The organism is Noviherbaspirillum malthae (assembly GCF_015352985.1).
GTDB lineage: Bacteria > Pseudomonadota > Gammaproteobacteria > Burkholderiales > Burkholderiaceae_D > Noviherbaspirillum > Noviherbaspirillum malthae.
In genome coordinates this window covers 47256-62532 of the sequence record NZ_JACYXF010000015.1, presented here as the reverse complement: position 1 = coordinate 62532, position 15277 = coordinate 47256, and the positions used below count along the sequence as shown (strand labels likewise).

15 protein-coding genes and 2 pseudogenes are annotated in these 15277 nt (G+C 54.9%); 8 read left to right on the top strand and 9 right to left on the bottom strand.

All coding sequences use genetic code 11. The features are described 5' to 3' along the window. Positions 1–679: 679 nt before the first annotated feature. On the bottom strand, positions 680–973 hold the full coding sequence (locus tag IGW03_RS17740; protein ID WP_194723900.1) for a helix-turn-helix domain-containing protein: 294 nt from the start codon (positions 971–973) through the stop codon (positions 680–682). A gap of 224 nt (positions 974–1197) precedes the next feature. Here IGW03_RS17740 and IGW03_RS17735 point away from each other — a divergent pair, with 224 nt between their 5' ends. Next, the gene (locus IGW03_RS17735; protein WP_194723899.1) at positions 1198–1719 is read left to right on the top strand and encodes a winged helix-turn-helix domain-containing protein; all 522 of its coding nucleotides are present in this window, start codon (positions 1198–1200) and stop codon (positions 1717–1719) included. After that, the gene (locus IGW03_RS17730; RefSeq protein ID WP_194723898.1) at positions 1646–2269 is read left to right on the top strand and encodes an IS630 family transposase; all 624 of its coding nucleotides are present in this window, start codon (positions 1646–1648) and stop codon (positions 2267–2269) included. Before IGW03_RS17735 ends, IGW03_RS17730 begins: the two co-directional genes overlap by 74 nt. Before the next feature lie 277 nt (positions 2270–2546). On the opposite strand, the gene IGW03_RS39035 is transcribed toward IGW03_RS17730, so the two are convergent. From IGW03_RS39035 to IGW03_RS17715, 3 genes are all read right to left on the bottom strand, one after another. Next, a complete protein-coding gene (locus IGW03_RS39035; protein WP_369122952.1) occupies positions 2547–2675 on the bottom strand; it encodes a zinc ribbon domain-containing protein in 129 nt (42 codons plus the stop codon). 145 nt (positions 2676–2820) lie between these two features. Further along, positions 2821–3552, bottom strand: coding sequence for a hypothetical protein (locus tag IGW03_RS17720; protein WP_194723896.1), 732 nt, complete (start codon positions 3550–3552; stop codon positions 2821–2823). A gap of 477 nt (positions 3553–4029) precedes the next feature. Then, a complete protein-coding gene (locus IGW03_RS17715) occupies positions 4030–4485 on the bottom strand; it encodes a hypothetical protein (protein WP_194723895.1) in 456 nt (151 codons plus the stop codon). Between the two features lie 1567 nt (positions 4486–6052). Here IGW03_RS17715 and IGW03_RS17710 point away from each other — a divergent pair. After that, positions 6053–6274 (top strand): annotated as a pseudogene (locus IGW03_RS17710) (transposase); the annotation flags it as partial. 655 nt (positions 6275–6929) lie between these two features. Next, complete coding sequence (gene ltrA, locus IGW03_RS17705) at positions 6930–8645, top strand: group II intron reverse transcriptase/maturase (RefSeq protein WP_194723894.1); 1716 nt, start codon at positions 6930–6932, stop codon at positions 8643–8645. An 88-nt stretch (positions 8646–8733) separates the two neighbouring features. Here ltrA and IGW03_RS17700 read toward each other — a convergent pair. Continuing rightward, positions 8734–9009 (bottom strand): annotated as a pseudogene (locus IGW03_RS17700) (IS30 family transposase); the annotation flags it as partial. A 915-nt stretch (positions 9010–9924) separates the two neighbouring features. Between IGW03_RS17700 and IGW03_RS17695 the strand changes: the two are divergent. The 3 genes from IGW03_RS17695 (at position 9925) to IGW03_RS17685 (ending at position 10689) form a co-directional block, all read left to right on the top strand. After that, positions 9925–10092, top strand: coding sequence for a hypothetical protein (locus tag IGW03_RS17695; RefSeq protein WP_194723893.1), 168 nt, complete (start codon positions 9925–9927; stop codon positions 10090–10092). A 1-nt stretch (position 10093) separates the two neighbouring features. Further along, entirely contained in the window at positions 10094–10318 is a 225-nt protein-coding gene (locus IGW03_RS17690) for a hypothetical protein (RefSeq protein ID WP_194723892.1), read from the top strand. A gap of 110 nt (positions 10319–10428) precedes the next feature. Beyond that, positions 10429–10689 (top strand): hypothetical protein, encoded by a 261-nt coding sequence (locus IGW03_RS17685; RefSeq protein WP_194723891.1) that lies wholly within the window; start codon positions 10429–10431, stop codon positions 10687–10689. 253 nt (positions 10690–10942) lie between these two features. On the opposite strand, the gene IGW03_RS38130 is transcribed toward IGW03_RS17685, so the two are convergent. The 3 genes from IGW03_RS38130 to IGW03_RS17670 all read right to left on the bottom strand — a co-directional run bounded on the left by IGW03_RS38130 (position 10943) and on the right by IGW03_RS17670 (position 12007). Then, on the bottom strand, positions 10943–11125 hold the full coding sequence (locus IGW03_RS38130; RefSeq protein WP_438943657.1) for a hypothetical protein: 183 nt from the start codon (positions 11123–11125) through the stop codon (positions 10943–10945). 221 nt (positions 11126–11346) lie between these two features. Then, positions 11347–11640 (bottom strand): transposase, encoded by a 294-nt coding sequence (locus tag IGW03_RS17675; RefSeq protein ID WP_194723890.1) that lies wholly within the window; start codon positions 11638–11640, stop codon positions 11347–11349. Positions 11641–11836: 196 nt separating this feature from the next. Further along, positions 11837–12007, bottom strand: a complete 171-nt coding sequence (locus tag IGW03_RS17670; protein ID WP_194723889.1) for a hypothetical protein — start codon at positions 12005–12007, stop codon at positions 11837–11839. Between the two features lie 222 nt (positions 12008–12229). Between IGW03_RS17670 and IGW03_RS17665 the strand changes: the two genes are divergently transcribed. After that, entirely contained in the window at positions 12230–14440 is a 2211-nt protein-coding gene (locus IGW03_RS17665; RefSeq protein WP_194723888.1) for a fused MFS/spermidine synthase, read from the top strand. A 214-nt stretch (positions 14441–14654) separates the two neighbouring features. Here IGW03_RS17665 and IGW03_RS17660 read toward each other — a convergent pair whose 3' ends face one another. Next, positions 14655–15128, bottom strand: coding sequence for a hypothetical protein (locus IGW03_RS17660; protein WP_194723887.1), 474 nt, complete (start codon positions 15126–15128; stop codon positions 14655–14657). Positions 15129–15277 lie beyond the last annotated feature (149 nt).

Sequence of the window (15277 nt, the reverse complement as noted above, 5' to 3'; positions counted from 1 at the left end):
CAGTGGAAACTGGCTACCGTTGGCTATTGAATAAAGACTGCCAGATCGTACGCCTATTGCGGGCAGAACTGGCCGGTTGCAAGCGTTCTATTGCATCTGCACTCTGATTCAACAGGACGATTAATCCAGAGGTATGCCTCCGCCAGACCGAGGGAAAGCCGGTAGGTGCCGCATCGGCAGCACGGCCCATGGATTGCACCGTTTTTGGCTGTTAATCAAGATGTAGCAGACAGTAACAAGCGTTTCTCCCCTGAACGACGGAAGGCATAATGCGGCAGTTCCGCGGGGCCGTCATGGCCGCGGCTGTCGACCGCCGCAATTGCTGCTGTCTTGTCCTTGGAGATATCCCTAAATCGGGGACGGTCGATGTACTGCCTTCGGTAGCTTTCGTGACACGTGACTTGGCATTCACATCATCGTCGTTTAGTTATTGTTTCATTGAAGCTCGATGTTTCATGGCACTGCTCGATCATGCCGGAGGATCAGCGACCTTTCTTGGCAGCTTTGCCGGCATGCAGTCGGTAGATTGCAGAGAGCATCATGCATTGATGATCTGCGCATTTTCCGCATCCCCCGTTACGTCGGAATACCAAGCCAGGCTGCCAGTCGATCCCGCGTCATCTCTACATTGAACAGCACTCAATTCTTTTGTGATTGGACTGCAATACGCAGATTTAATTTATTTCGGTTTGAATTGAACCGGACTGATCCGAAATTTCTGGCGGCGGTCCCCCATGCGGTCCCGCAGTTCGCGAATGCTCCATCCGGTTTCCTCATGCATCGCGATCAGAAGCGATGCCCCAATGGGAAGTCTAGCGTGGCGAATTTTGCTGATTACCGGTGCGGGAACCCCAAGTACTCGTGCAAGTGCCGCATCATTCTTCAAATGCAATTTTTCGATGACGCTATCTAGCAGTCGATTGGGATCATAAGTGGTCGTCGGCGCCTTTGTTTCGTGTTCAGCGGTATCCATGGATTTTTTATGATTTTGATTTCAGGCCCTGCCTGCAGCCCAAGTAGCAAGAAGCAGGAATGCATTGCAAGATTATAATCTGCTTGACACTCTACGCGGCGACAGTCGGCCCTGTGCCTGCGTTGTTTTATTTGGGTCGGTACGTTATACCAATCCCACGGTTAAGCGAACCGCCTCTGGTGCTGAAGGTCTGAAGGAGACGAAGTTCTGTCTTGGAGGCGACCATGTTGACGCCAGAGGCACTACAGCGCTTGCAACGGTACAACTTTGACTTGCTGGCGAGGGAAGAACCAAATGGGCGACGACGACTACGCTATATCGCGCTGGCCCACTTGAAGGATGGTAAAAGCTATACCGAAGTGGCCGCCGCCCTGCGAACCACACGTCATACCGTTGCGCGTTGGGAGAGATGGTTCGAACGCGATGGCCTCAAGGGCTTGGGCAGCAAGCCCCGCTACTGGTGTAATCAGCGATTGCCCAGGGAACAGGAAGAAGCGTTTCGGGTGGCCATCGAGCAGTTGCAGCAAGTCCGCCCCGGTGGTCGTATCCGTGGCGAGGACATTCGCCAGTTGCTGGCGCAGCAGTTTGAGGTGACGTATTCCCTCAATGGCGTGTATGAATTGTTAAAACGCCTGGGCATTGTGTGGATCTCGGCGCGATCAAGAAGCCCGTATGCTGATCCAGTCAGACAAGCGGATTTCGAAAAAAAACCTGCTGCGGGAAGTGCGGGCAGTTCTGCCCGCTGAGGTCAAGCTGGCCCAAGTCGATATCTGGTTCCAAGACGAGATGCGCATTGGACAGCGCGGTACACAAACACGGCTGTGGGCGCGTAAAGGAACACGGCCGAGAGTCGTCCGGCAGCAGCTATCGGAGTCGGCGTATATCTTTGGGGCCGTCTGTGCCGAAAGAGACACTGCCGTCGGTCTGGTACTGCCCCATGCCGATACACAGACGATGTCGCATCATTTGCAAGCCATCAGTGCCGCCGTCCCAGATGGTCGTCATGCTGTGGTGTTGCTCGATCGCGCCGGCTGGCATACGACGACAAAGCTGCCGCGCTTGCCCAACTTAACTCTGTTGCCGCTTCCAACCGGCTCGCCTGAGCTTAATCCGACTGAGCAAGTATGGCAGCAGTTGCGTGACCGCAGCTTGGCTAATCGGTGTTACGACAGCTATGAGCAGATCGTTGATGTCTGCTGCGATGCCTGGAACGCCTTCACTCAGATACCCGGTGCGATTCGTTCACTATGCACCCGTGCCTGGACCAATCTTGACGCCAACGGCGGTATGTTATGACTTGGGATTGGTATTAGGCAAAGGTTAACGTACCAGCCCGCCAGCGCAACGCACGGAGCTTTCCACGCTGATCGGTCAACAATGGCGACATTGACTTCCTCCCCGCCCTCGGTCTTTGGCTGCTGCTGGAGCGGGAAGGACGGGGATTCCGGCAGTAAGCAGCGATATTCGGCTGAAGACCCCGGCGGGTTCCGGCTTCGCGGAGGGCCCTGCCAGCACCACCTCTCCACAGGCTGGTACGGCATGTCATGCCGCTTCAAGAGTGATTGACGCGTTGTCATCGGCACCACTTTTCAAATCCACACGCGAGACAGCAAAAGCGCTCGCCGTGCCGGTTATCCGAATGGGTATAACCGCACTCACTGCAGGTCCGGCTGGTGTACGGCGCAGGCCCTTCCAGCACCATCCGGTCTATGCGCGACATCTAACCGGCAGAGCGTTCGGGAGACACGGGCGTGCTCATGGGCGGAGATCGCTAGCGAAGCCAACGTTCCCGTTTTCAGGCTGACTCCATTATGCATGGGGTGGCAGCGCCTCCGAGAAATCGCGGCTTAACGCAGTAAACCTGGGCGCCTTATGCTGGTTGCACTGTTAAGCAATTCAAGCGCTTCCTCTTCGGACAGATCTCCAGAATTCGCGCGGCGCACCAAGGTTTCAATCAGCGCTCGCGAAATAGGGGCGCAACGTACCGTCAGCACGACCGCGGGTAGCTGCAGCATCAGGGGACGCGACGATTTTTCACCTTCACCGACGGACAGCTCCATCACCGGATCGGATTTGTGCACCGCTATACCGCACAGCCGCGCGCATCGTCGGTCGAATTCGGCCGGAAGATCCCCATAGTCAGGATGCGGTATGTCAAACCAGCCTTCCGGAAGGCCGATGCATTGTTCAATCTGACGTGCTTTGCGTGCCCCGAAGCTGACACTCAACAGCTTCGAGTAAATCGGAGCCACCCAGCCCATCCGCTCGCACAGTGCCCTGACCGCACCGCGTGCAATGCCGACAAGCAGGCGCAGGTTGGTCCGCCGCAGCTCTTGCATCGCAGGGCTGTTGTCCTCCCCCTTTAGATCACACAGTGTGGGTATTCCCATCAGGAGCGTTTGCATATCGCCGTCGCGCACGACATTGAGCCACTGATCCGGTAATCCTAACGCATGTTCAATCGAGACCCGATACTTCTCGCTCAGCGGCTTGCATTTTCTACGCAAGTCGACAAATGATTGGTAAGGCAGCCCGACGATTTGGGTAAATTTTTTAATGTTGCCCGCCATAGCGATCATGGCTTCAATATTTTTCCACTGAGCGGTGCTAAGGACGTCCATATTGCGGGGGAGTGGGGCGGCCGCGCGGCCGTGGTTCGGGAAGTGCACATTATAAACGGGGCGCGGGCAATTGCCGTAGCTGGACGACCGCCTCATCGTTGCCGCGTCAGTGGTGTCGTAAGTGAACGACGAAGAGGACGTCAAGCACTCTGTGCATCGCCGACATCCGCTGGGGTAAACCGCGATGGCGTCTCAAATTCACTCGACGCCACCCGCAGTGCCCGTCGCATCGTCACGACAGGAGCCGGCTGACGTGCATGCCGTTACCACGATCTGCCTTTCACGACTTGCTGTGCCGTGCCGAGGCCCTATTTACCTCCGCGCATAGGTGCCGTCGGGTTGCATTGAACGCGACGCAAAAGCCGGTCTGCGTGCTCAGCTCGAGCGTTTGCCGAAGGGTCGCGCCTTGGCGGGTGCCATGCGTTAACGTGAGGATCATCGGGTACCCCTGCGCTCCTGCGAGATTTCCTGCGCCGGACATGGTAAGGCTGGTGTTCTGATTGATCTGCACGCCAACATCATAGGCAGTAAGGCTAGGAGCGGGTGTGCCGTCCACGGTACAGATCCCGCCAATCGTCTGAAGGTGTGATCGTCATCGGGACCATCATTGAATGCGCTGCGCGTGACGCCCAAACCCGATCCCTTCGCCGACAGGGTACCTTCTGCCGCAAACGGCAGCAGCATGGTTTCTTCCATCATACCTTCGGCAATGACCAGCATCAGCTTCGGTACCAGCGGATCGACGTTGCGACTGACCACCACCGTAAAGACCGACATCCTGCCGGCAACGCCGATGTCGAGGATGACGATCGTCAGCCCGTTCGTCTTCCGATACAGATCTACGCCAGCATCTGTGCCCATAGCTCTGTTGGTGTGTAGCCAATCGTTCAAGGGTAAGCTGGAATGCTGGGCGAGTGGCCGTTCTCATTCGCAGGTTATGGCTTGGGATTGGTATAACTCTCGATGCAGAAAAATTGCTGGAAATTATGATGGAGAACACTCAGGCTGCTTTATTGACATCCTCGGGTCTGAAGACCTTGTCATTTCCCCTATTGCATCTTGTTCTGCATGACGGGCGTGGAGACTGGAAGGCGCCTGGCGACGAATCTTGAGCTATCTGGCGTCGGTGGAGCACATGCTATCCACGCTGTTAGGGCTATGCCATTGGCAAAGCTGGTGGCGAATGACAGGCCCTGAACGGCAGGGTTTGCCGCACGTTGGTCACTCCCATAGATATGGCATGTGCAAGTAGCGCATTTGCGGTTTAATTGAAATTTAGAAATAATGATAACTGTCCACGTGCAAAACCGACAATATTTAATTATAAAACTGCTAGGCCTCATGCTCATGGTTGCAGGATTCCTGGTCCTTAACCATGGAGTAGAAGCCGCGGGTATGGTGGCGGTTGGCTTAGGACTGCTCTGCTTAACAGCCGGCATAATTGGCGCATGGTTCAACGATTGATGTGCGGCCGCCCTCAGCAATCGTGGCGTGCATATAGCCACTGAAGAATGGAAAATGCAGGCTGCTACACCGGCACCGATGCCGTCGCCCAAGGAGGATACAATGCCCGGACAAGGCAACGTTCCTGTGCACACGCACAAGTAACAGCCATGTGTTTGGCTGGGCAGTGAGAAAGCTGGATAATAAAGCTACATCCGACGTCCAGGATGAAATTGTCAACGCACGAGGGATCAGGTACTTTGGTTGACGTTGACCTCGCCAAAGGGAACATTCCAAAATATTAAGGCATCTTGATGCAAGCGATATCCAGGGAAAAATTGGATGCGTTTTCAACTTAATGCATGGACTTGGAAGAACAGAAGACGTGTCTTCGCCAACCTGCCGGCATAGACAAATGCGCGGGCACAAGAGTTTGCAAGGCCGCCGATGCCATCGTATCACTGCAAGCAAAGGCGGCGGAGTTGGACGCGATACTGAGCCGCAAGCCGTGCCAGAACAACAGGCGTGTTCAGTTTGCGAAGATAGAAGCCGCGAAGAGCTCGCTGCTAGGGTACCCGCACAGGAGCAACGCTTTGTATCTGAATATGCTCGATCTGCAATAGGGGGACAGTCTGAAAAAGGCCGCCCTGCAGAATAGGTGGCATGCTCAACCCTAAGCTTCCCACTCCGCGATGCACGCGCTTTCGATCGTGAAAAATGTCGCCCTGCCCCCTGGACCACGTCAGCGACAGAGCGCGCAACGTCGAGTCCAATAACACGCATGTGAGTCTCCCAGTCAATGGTGGAAATGGGAGCGGATGGGGCAGCACGACAACTACGGATTCGCGCTCGCAGCGCAACCGGGCGGGTCGCAGGGGCAGCCAACTACTAACACGAGCTCGCAGCTCATCGTATAAGAACGGCTTGCCCACCCAGAGTGCTCCCCGATGCCCCTGTCCCGGATGGTCTCACCATACGCCATATCTCCGGCGGGGACACGAAAGCATCACTTCATATCATGCCAGTTACCAATGCCCTAGAAAGCCTGCATATGCGACTGCGCAAGATCGTCAAGAATCGGGGCCACTTCCCCAGCGACGAGGCCGCGACCAAGCTACTGTTCCTGGCCTTGCGCAATATTGAAAAAGATTGGAAGATGCCGCAGCGTACGTGGAGGCAGGCAGCAAATCAGTTTGCCATCATGTTCGGCGAGCGCTTTACCAACGCCATCGACTAAACCGACCTCGCACACAGAATTCCTGACAGTGCGACTCGAAAGTCGCTGTTGTAGTTGTTCAAGATCGATCTATTGTTTAGGAGGAATCTAGTGAACCTTCTGTTCCGTCAGAAGAGCCTACCTTGACAGGCGTGACAGGTAACTGTCGGGTCTGAAGCTCAAGGGACAATGTACCGAATATCGAGAGGTGGTTGCAACGGTGCTGCGAGGCACTAAGCAAACCTGGAAGCTTCATCCGGGATAGGGCTAGGCTAGTCGGTACGGTCAACATAGGTGAACCATTGATAAACGTCTTGAATTTTGATGAGCCGAAGAAGCTGCCAGGCTCAAGCCAAAATGGCATGCGCGGGACAATCTATTTGTCGGTTGGATTGCACGGACATTCAACGCGCGAGGCGGAGAGATGGGACCTAACCCGATTGTGCTGCAACAGAGAAACGAGGTAAGCCCAACTGCTCGCCCATGGGGCAGGCCAACCGCAAGGGAAGTTGTAGAGCAAGTGGGTAGAGGATGATCGAGAAAGCGAAAGCCATGCTGTAATAACATGGATAGGAATTGAGCCAACAGGCGATATCATTCCACGCGAAAGCGGGCAGACTTCGATCTGGTCTTTCTTGACGAGAAAGTTTGACGAACCTTTGCAGGAGGAAGGCAAATGACGGCGAAAGTAGTACTCGCTGGTGCGCCCTCCGACGCCGATAGACATTGGCATGGAATCGATTGGGCCAAGTGTCATCTGGAAGTCAAAAGGCTGCAGGCCCGTATCGTCAAGGCGACGAAGGAAGGCCGCTACGGTAAGGCGAAAGCCTTGCAATGGCTGCTAACCCATTCGTTTAGCGGCAAAGCACTGGCTGTTAGACGGGTGACTGAAAACCAAGGTAAGAAAACTGCAGGAGTAGATAAAGTCGTATGGTCTACTCCAGAAGCCAAGTATCAGGCCATCAAAGCATTGGTTCGGCGTGGTTATGCACCACAACCATTACGCCGAATCTACATACCGAAGAAGAATGGAAAGCTGAGACCGCTTGGAATTCCATGCATGGTCGACAGAGCGCAACAAGCGTTATATCTATCAGCTCTGGTGCCCATCTCGGAAACCATGGCAGACCCACATTCCTACGGATTCCGTCAGGAGAGATCCACAGCTGATGCAATTGCACAATGCTTCAATGTGCTGGCGCATGAATACGCGCCGGAGTGGATTTTGGAAGGTGATATCCAAAAATGCTTTGATGAAATCTCGCACGACTGGTTGATTACGAATGTTCCTACAGATAAAGTGATTCTCAAGAAGTGGCTGAAAGCCGGATATATCAAGGACCGGAAACTCTTCCCTACAGAAGCAGGTACGCCACAAGGTGGCATAATTTCACCTGCACTTTCAAACTGGGCCTTGGATGGTCTCCAAAAGAAACTGGAAGAAGTCTTTGGGAAGCAATACAAAGTCGATGGCAAACGCATGCGCGATAAGGTGAACCTTATTAGGTTCGCGGACGACTTTATCATTACCGGCTGCTCACATGATATGTTGCAGGATATGGTCTTGCCATTAGTGGAAAGCTTCATGTATGAGAGAGGGCTGCGACTCTCACCGGAAAAAACAAAAATCACCCACATTGCTAAAGGCTTTGACTTCTTAGGACAGAACATTCGCAAATACAAAGGCAAGTTACTGATCAAGCCATCGAAAAAGAATGTTCAGGCATTTCTGGAAAAAGTTCGAACAGTCATCAAAAACAATGCAGCAGCCACTCAAGCAAATCTAATCGGGCTGCTCAATCCAATGATAAGAGGCTGGGCGAACTACCACCGACATGTCGTAGCGAAAAAGGTCTTTAACTTAGTTGATTACCAGATATGGCAGGCTTTGTGGCGATGGTGTTGCCGCAGACATCAGAATAAAGGAAAGCCGTGGATCAAGCGACGTTACTTCCATGATATTGGGAGCCGAAGCTGGACCTTTGCAACACCAATTAGTAAACAGAATTCGGAAGGTAAATCGGTCATGATGATGCTGTGTCGGACGTCCGATATTCCGATCCAGCGACACACGAAAATCAAATCAGAAGCAAACCCCTTCGATCCGGCTTGGGAAACATACTTTGAAGATCATATAGGTCAAAAGATGTTCAGTACTCTTGCTGGACGCAAAAAACTCATCCGCCTGTGGTGGGACCAACAAGGCGAGTGTACCGTGTGCGGTCAACGGATCACAAAGGAAACAGGGTGGCACGTTCATCATATCGTCCACCGAATTGATGGAGGAACGAATGCAATGAAGAATCTAATAATGGTTCATCCGACATGCCACAATCAGATTCACAACCTTGGAATGACAGTATCCAAACCGGCTCCTATGAAGGGGCTTTGAAAGGCTTGAGCGGAGTGCCGTGAAAGTGGCACGCTCCGTTCTTAGGGGGCGGTGGCGTAGTAATACGCCGCTGCTACCCGACCGTCCCTCGTACGCCGATGTCCTGGCATGAAAGCAGTCCAATCTCTTCTCGTTCGGCAAATGATAAGTATCTCCCGGATATCGGGCTCAACATGGAAAGTGGCATGCCACCATTATGACGAAACCAGCGAGTTCCCACCGCCGGCGACACGCCAATCGCTTCAGCAGCCTTCTCACTTGTAATGCCTGTGGCGATCTGCTCCCAAAATCGCCGTTCGGTCTCACGCCGATGCGACGGTGCACCTGGTGAGCGCATCGGTCCTCGCCCGGTCAACTTCTGCATCCATCCCGCTGGTCTTCCCATAAACACCTCCTTTATTTAAGGTGTTGCGACGACCGGTTGAATCCGCCCTACATCCGTGGTACAGGTATGTTCATCATTGGCTTGGTCGACGCTTGGTTCAACGATAAGTGAGACCAGAAACAAGATGTGTTAAACAGATACGAAGGCAGGCCGCCCTGTAGACGAGGCGGCAGTCCCAAAGCCGCCATGTCGCGGCCAGCTTGGTAAAGCAGCTGCGGACGTCGCCCACGACAAAGTCCCTTCCCGCCCCTTTTCTTTGTGAAGTGCTTGATCATGAGTGTCCTATCAATGAAGAAGTTCACGGACTGGTTTCATCTGCGAGCAACGACCCAACCTAACGGAGGTTGAGCGGGTAAAGTTTAAGAAGGCAATCCAGGTAGCACATTGTTAGTACGCGTGACTGCAAAAAAATGCCCGCGGTCGGTTAAGGACGCGGGCTAAGATTTTTCCAATCGTGCATACCAGGGAATGACATACACACGGACATATTGCCGAAAGCAAACTTTTAAACGTTGTCTTATATCAAAAATTTGCCAAATCGCATGTAATCCCCGAACAGCAAAAGGCTCCCACCCATACTGAAGAGAGGGTTCTTGTTGCCGCCTATTGTCAATCGGTGGATTTCTTTATAGTGAGCAATGCCATTAGGTCGATGGCCCGCCGTTCTCTACATCGTGGTCTTGTGAAGGACCAAGGCCAACGGTAAGCAGGCCTTCCGAGTGCCGCATACGCAATATTTTCGATTGCATCCCCGCTAAGTCGCCGGTTACCTTCCATCCGCATGGTCGACGAGTGGGGGGTGATCGTATCCGAGTGCCAAGTCCACTCCCATAAATATGGCATGTGTTGCATTAAAGAATCAGGTCTAATAGCGGCTTGAATTGATGGTTGAATATGGATTATCAAGAATACAAGCTCATGCAATTGGCGGGAGCCATCCTTCTCGGTATTGCGATGATAGCAGCCAACTTGGAGGCCATAGTTGGGGCGACCGTTGCTCTCATAACCGGGTTCGGCATCCTCTTCACTGGTGTAGTCGGTGTCTGGTTCAACGATGATTGACATGCAAATCACTTTCAACCGCTTCGTCTGGGTCATCCACGTTCTTGTCCTGCTTGGAGTATGGACAAATACCTTGTTCATCAACACTGATTACTCAATCCAGTTAGAAAAAGTCCTGACTGGCCTGATGCGGTTTTCCCTCTGTTATGTGCTTTTTTTCCTGGTTGCAGGTTGGATCCTCAAGGGAATTTGGTTACTGCTGAATTCAGGAAAAGACCGCAATTGAAAAAGCTGTCGCATCATGGTCGTGCTAGACGTACTTATCCTAGGACTTCTAGGATAACGTGATGATTGATGAGCACGACAATTGGTTGATAAAAGAAGTTAGGCGACAAGATGGGCTGGGATGAAAAGCTATCGAGACTCCAAAAGGTACACGCGAAGCTACTAAGGCAAACCATTTTAATGGAAAACAATGCCTTGGCATGCCTCGGTCCAAACGAACTGTGCGTTGTCGTCATGAAAAAGACAGGCCGGCGGCGGCACGCGATCTGGGTGCAAGACGGAAGCTATTTCTGTTTTCACGATGAGCCGCCCGGAATCGTTGAGATGCAGGATATCGACGAATGGTGGCCGGTGGCGTTTAAGCTAGAATAGGTGTTCTGGCTGCCGTGTCATGCCCGCCCATCATGGAAACAGCTCTCTGAAAACTCTGTTTGAGCACTGCGTCCGGCTCGATCCTGACAGGGTAGCGTCAACGTTGACATCCTCCCCGTTCTGAAGGACGAGGACTCCTACTGCGCTTATGCCGGGCATTAGACTGCCCCTCCTGAGTCACTTCGATGGGTTCCTGCTGCTGATGGCAGGACAGCACCGTTCACTTCACAGGCTTGCCAGGCGTGCCCCGCCCTTAAAATATTGATGGTGCCAACAACGTCGGCATTCGCTTCATGACTGCATCCGATGCACGCACGGCGCGCCTGGCTCGCGCGGTTACCGGCTGAGACATGGCCACACTCGGACAGGTCCTGCTCGTGTTCTGCGGCGGCACCGCAACAACATAGCCACCCCGCCAGAGCGGCTTGTAGTCGATCTGCTGGCGAAACTCGCCCCACCTTGATCCAGAATCGACCAGTTCAGACCAGCCTTTGCGCGCACTTGCCTACCGGGGCTCTCGATGCTGCCCTTTGCTGGCGCGGACATGTTCCGCACCTGCAGATCCTCGATACACACCACCGCGTGGTTTTTGCTGATCGCTGTCGAGCACTTATGCAGGTAGTCGCGTAGGGCATTGCCGCTGCGGGCGCGAATCTTCTAAATCCGGGCTTTCGCTTTCTTCCAGTTGCTGCTGAACTTAGTCTTGCGAGACAGTGCGTGCCGGGCCTTTCGCAGGACCGCTTGCAGGCGTTTGACGCTGTTTAATGGAGCGAAGCACGAGTCATCGCTCAGCGTGGCAAAGCGCGCGACACCGACGGCCGAAGCAGATGGATGCACCAGATGCTCGAATGCGCGCTGGGTTTGAATCGATGCATACCAGCGGCCGCAAGACTGGCTCACCGTGATGTTCCGGACCTCGTCAAGCACCTCCTGGCTGCGACGGTAGCGCATCCAGCCAACGGCATGCGCGGTCGCTCACGCGCCTGACCCACATGTATCCCAGGTGTTCGTTGGCGCACCGTCAGCAGTGCACCCATGATTTCCTGCATCGAGCTCTGCAGCAGGTTTGTCAGGCGCTGTACGAGCGCGCGCGGCAACCCTGGGCTGTCGTCGCGCCGCTCGCGTCGATGCCTGGAAACGAGCATGGTCAACCCCTCACCTGCCAGTTTTTCATGGAAACGCCACTGCCGGTCATCAACAACCCGATATGGAATGGCTGAGCGTGACCGGTAAGACGACTGACCAGCGTACGGATACGATCGCTGCCGTCACCACTTTCGAAGGCGCTGGTGCCGGTGCCTGGATTGATGATGGGCACGATCCACCTGGCCTGCCCGTGGATTTGCACATCGCACAGGCGCGACTGGAACCGCAATGCATGCCAGTGTGGGAATGGTTATTCGCTCACGATGGCTCTCCTTGATCCACCGCAAGGAATGCGGAGTGCAGATTGACTGCAGAAAATCACGATCAACGTGCAGGCTCATATAATGAGAAAGCGACGTCTGGCGCATTCGCCTCTTGAGGAGTCACGCCTTCCATGGATTCGAACTGCAGCCCGCCTGTCAGCCCAGTGGCCCGTTCCGTCGGCACGGCAGCCGCCTTTCAGGCGCCGCTTTTCGCGGTGACGATTCTGCTCAGTGCTTATCTGCTGTTCCAGGTCCAGCCTCTGATCAGCAAATTTCTGCTGCCCTGGTTTGGCGGCAGCCCGGCGGTCTGGACGACCGCCATGCTGTTCTTCCAGTCTGCGCTGTTTGGTGGTTACCTGTATGCGCATCTGGTCGCGCGGTTGCTGTCGTCACGCGCCCAGACCGTCATGCATCTCGCCTTGCTGGTGTCGGCGGCGGCGATGGCGACGATGATCCTTCCCGACCCGGCGCTCAAACCCACGGGAAACGAGCCGCCCGGGGCCAAGATGCTACTGCTGCTCAGCATGACCGTGGGGCTTCCCTACTTCTGCCTTGCTACCACCGGGCCGTTGATCCAGCATTGGTTTGCGCAAGCGTTTCCTGGCCGCCCGGCTTACCGTCTCTACGCACTGTCGAATGCCGGGTCCTTCATTGCGCTCCTGTCATTTCCTTATGTGTTTGAACCGAGGTTTGCGCTCCCCGACCTGGCCCGTTTCTGGACCTACGGTTTCTGGGGATTTGCGTTGCTTTGTACCATCATTACACTGCGCACCAACTTGGGGCGGCGGGCAGCGGCGTCTCGTGCCATCGTGTCCGGGTTGGCCACGCCGGACGCGCTGGACCGGCCAACGCGCTTCGCACGCGTCCTCTGGGTCCTCCTGCCGGCGCTTGCCTCGCTGACCTTTATTGCAACCACCGACCATGTCAGCCATGATATTGCGCCGGAACCGCGGCTATGGATTGCCACCCTCAGCCTCTATCTGTTGACGTTCATCCTGTGTTTCGATCATCCTCGCTGGTATCAGCGTCGATGGATTGCCTGGGCCTGCCTGAGTGCGATCGCAGGACTGAGCGGGCGCGACCACATTCCTGCCTGGTTCGGCCTCGAGTGGGACTATGGCATCACCGAGATCCGCTGGATCCACCTGACGGCCATGTTCCTGATCTGCTTTGCGTGTCACGGGGAGTTGTACCAAAGGCGGCCAGCCAACCCGACCTACCTGACCGAGTACTATCTCTGGATGGCGTTTGGCGGCGCATGCGGCGGCTTGTTCGTCGCACTTCTAGCCACCAACGTCTTTGCCGACTATTACGAGTGGCCGTTGTGCCTGGTCGCTGGCCTCCTGTTGGCGTGCTCGGTGCTGACGTCGGAACGACGCCGGAACACACACGTGACCATCGGCATCACCCTCCTGTCTGGAGTGGGACTTGCCGGGTTGGTTCTCTATTGGCAGGCGCCACTGCAGTGGCGAACCGACTCGGACGCCGACTACGCCGATATCCGGTTGCACCAGTCTCGCAACTTCTATGGCACGATTTCGGTCAAGGAACGTCGCTACCGGGACGCCGCCGCAGACAATTATCGCGTGTTTTACAGCGGCGGGATCACGCACGGCCTGCAATACCTGACGCCCGAGAAGCGGCGATGGGCAGTCAGCTACTATGCGCCTGACAGCGGCATCGGGGAAACGTTGCAGTATGCGATGACGCAAAAAACCAGTCTTCGCATCGCCATCATCGGCCTGGGAGCAGGTACCCTGGCCACCTATGCACGCCAAGCCGACCACTACGATTTTTTTGAAATCAATCCGGACGCGGTCGCGGTCGCGGAGCAATGGTTCAGCAATCTGTCGGACTGCCGGGCGCAGCGTAGACGGGTGATCATCGGCGATGCGCGCCTGAAACTGGAACAGTTGCCCGACGATGTCCAGTACGACGTAATCGTCCTCGATGCGTTCACCGGCGGAGCGGTTCCGGTGCATTTACTGACCCGCGAAGCATTCCAGACCTACCAGCGCCACTTGCGCCCCGACGGCTTCATTGCCATCAATATCACCAATGGCTATCTGAACCTGTATCCGGTAGTCCGGCGCCAGGCGGAAGTGTTGGCCATGGGGTTCAGAAACAAGTTCCAGAATGCCGATCCGGACCGGCACATACGCCACAACCACGCGTTCATCATCAGCAATGATCAGCATTATCTGCGGCGCTATCCGTCAGTCAACCGGCAATTCCATGATGCCCAAGGCAGGCTACTGCGTGAGCAGGATCCCAATCTTCCCGGCATCCCGCTCTGGACCGACCATTTCAGCAGCTTGAGCCCCATAGAACTAAAGGAATAGATCACATCAACTCTGCTAACGCCGCTGGTCTTAACCTCTGCGGAGCTTTCTTGATAGGGAGGGCCGGTCGCCAGAGATTGACCAGGATGTTGCGTGTCACAACAACGCCGCTTCACCTCCCTAAGCCGGACGGCTTCGCGACAGACCGGCTATCGATGGAGCACTGCGGCAGTTGTCGGAATCGCGCACTGACTCCTCCCAGCCTTCCGATTTTTCAGGTTGGCTGCACGACGGCGCCTGTTTTGCGGGACCGTTTGCGCATTTGCGCTTCCAGCGCGGGACTGCATCTTTCGGCGGCTTGCTTGTAATCGGGCCGATACGCTGCCGGATCCGTCTTCCGACTTGCTTTTGTTAACGACTGAACCAGCTGAAACACGATTTCCTGATTTTTCGCATCCAGCCGATGAAATGCGTCGAGCAATGCGCTATCGCTGCTGTCAGCATGAACGAGCGCTCCGGTCGCATCGTGGCGGCTGTCGCTTGCCTGTTCCTGACCAAACCGCAGCCACTCAGCCGATACGCCAAGCCAGTCTGCCAGCACACGCAACTTGTCCTGTGTCGGAATCGCCAATCCCAGCAGCCATTTGCGCACCGCGTGGACCGACGGTGACTGACCGACTTCACATCTTTGATTGAACTGCCGCAACAGTACCGTCGGGCTATCTGCCGTATACCCTGCGTCCCTCATGCATGTTCTTAAGCGCCTGGCGAAATCGAGACGTTCCTGTACTGCAGCCGGTCTAATCATCTTGATTCCTTTACTTAGGATTCACCATCTCCCCGTTGGCACTGGATAGAGTACGATCGTATTTCTCAATACGGCAACTTTACCGCCGC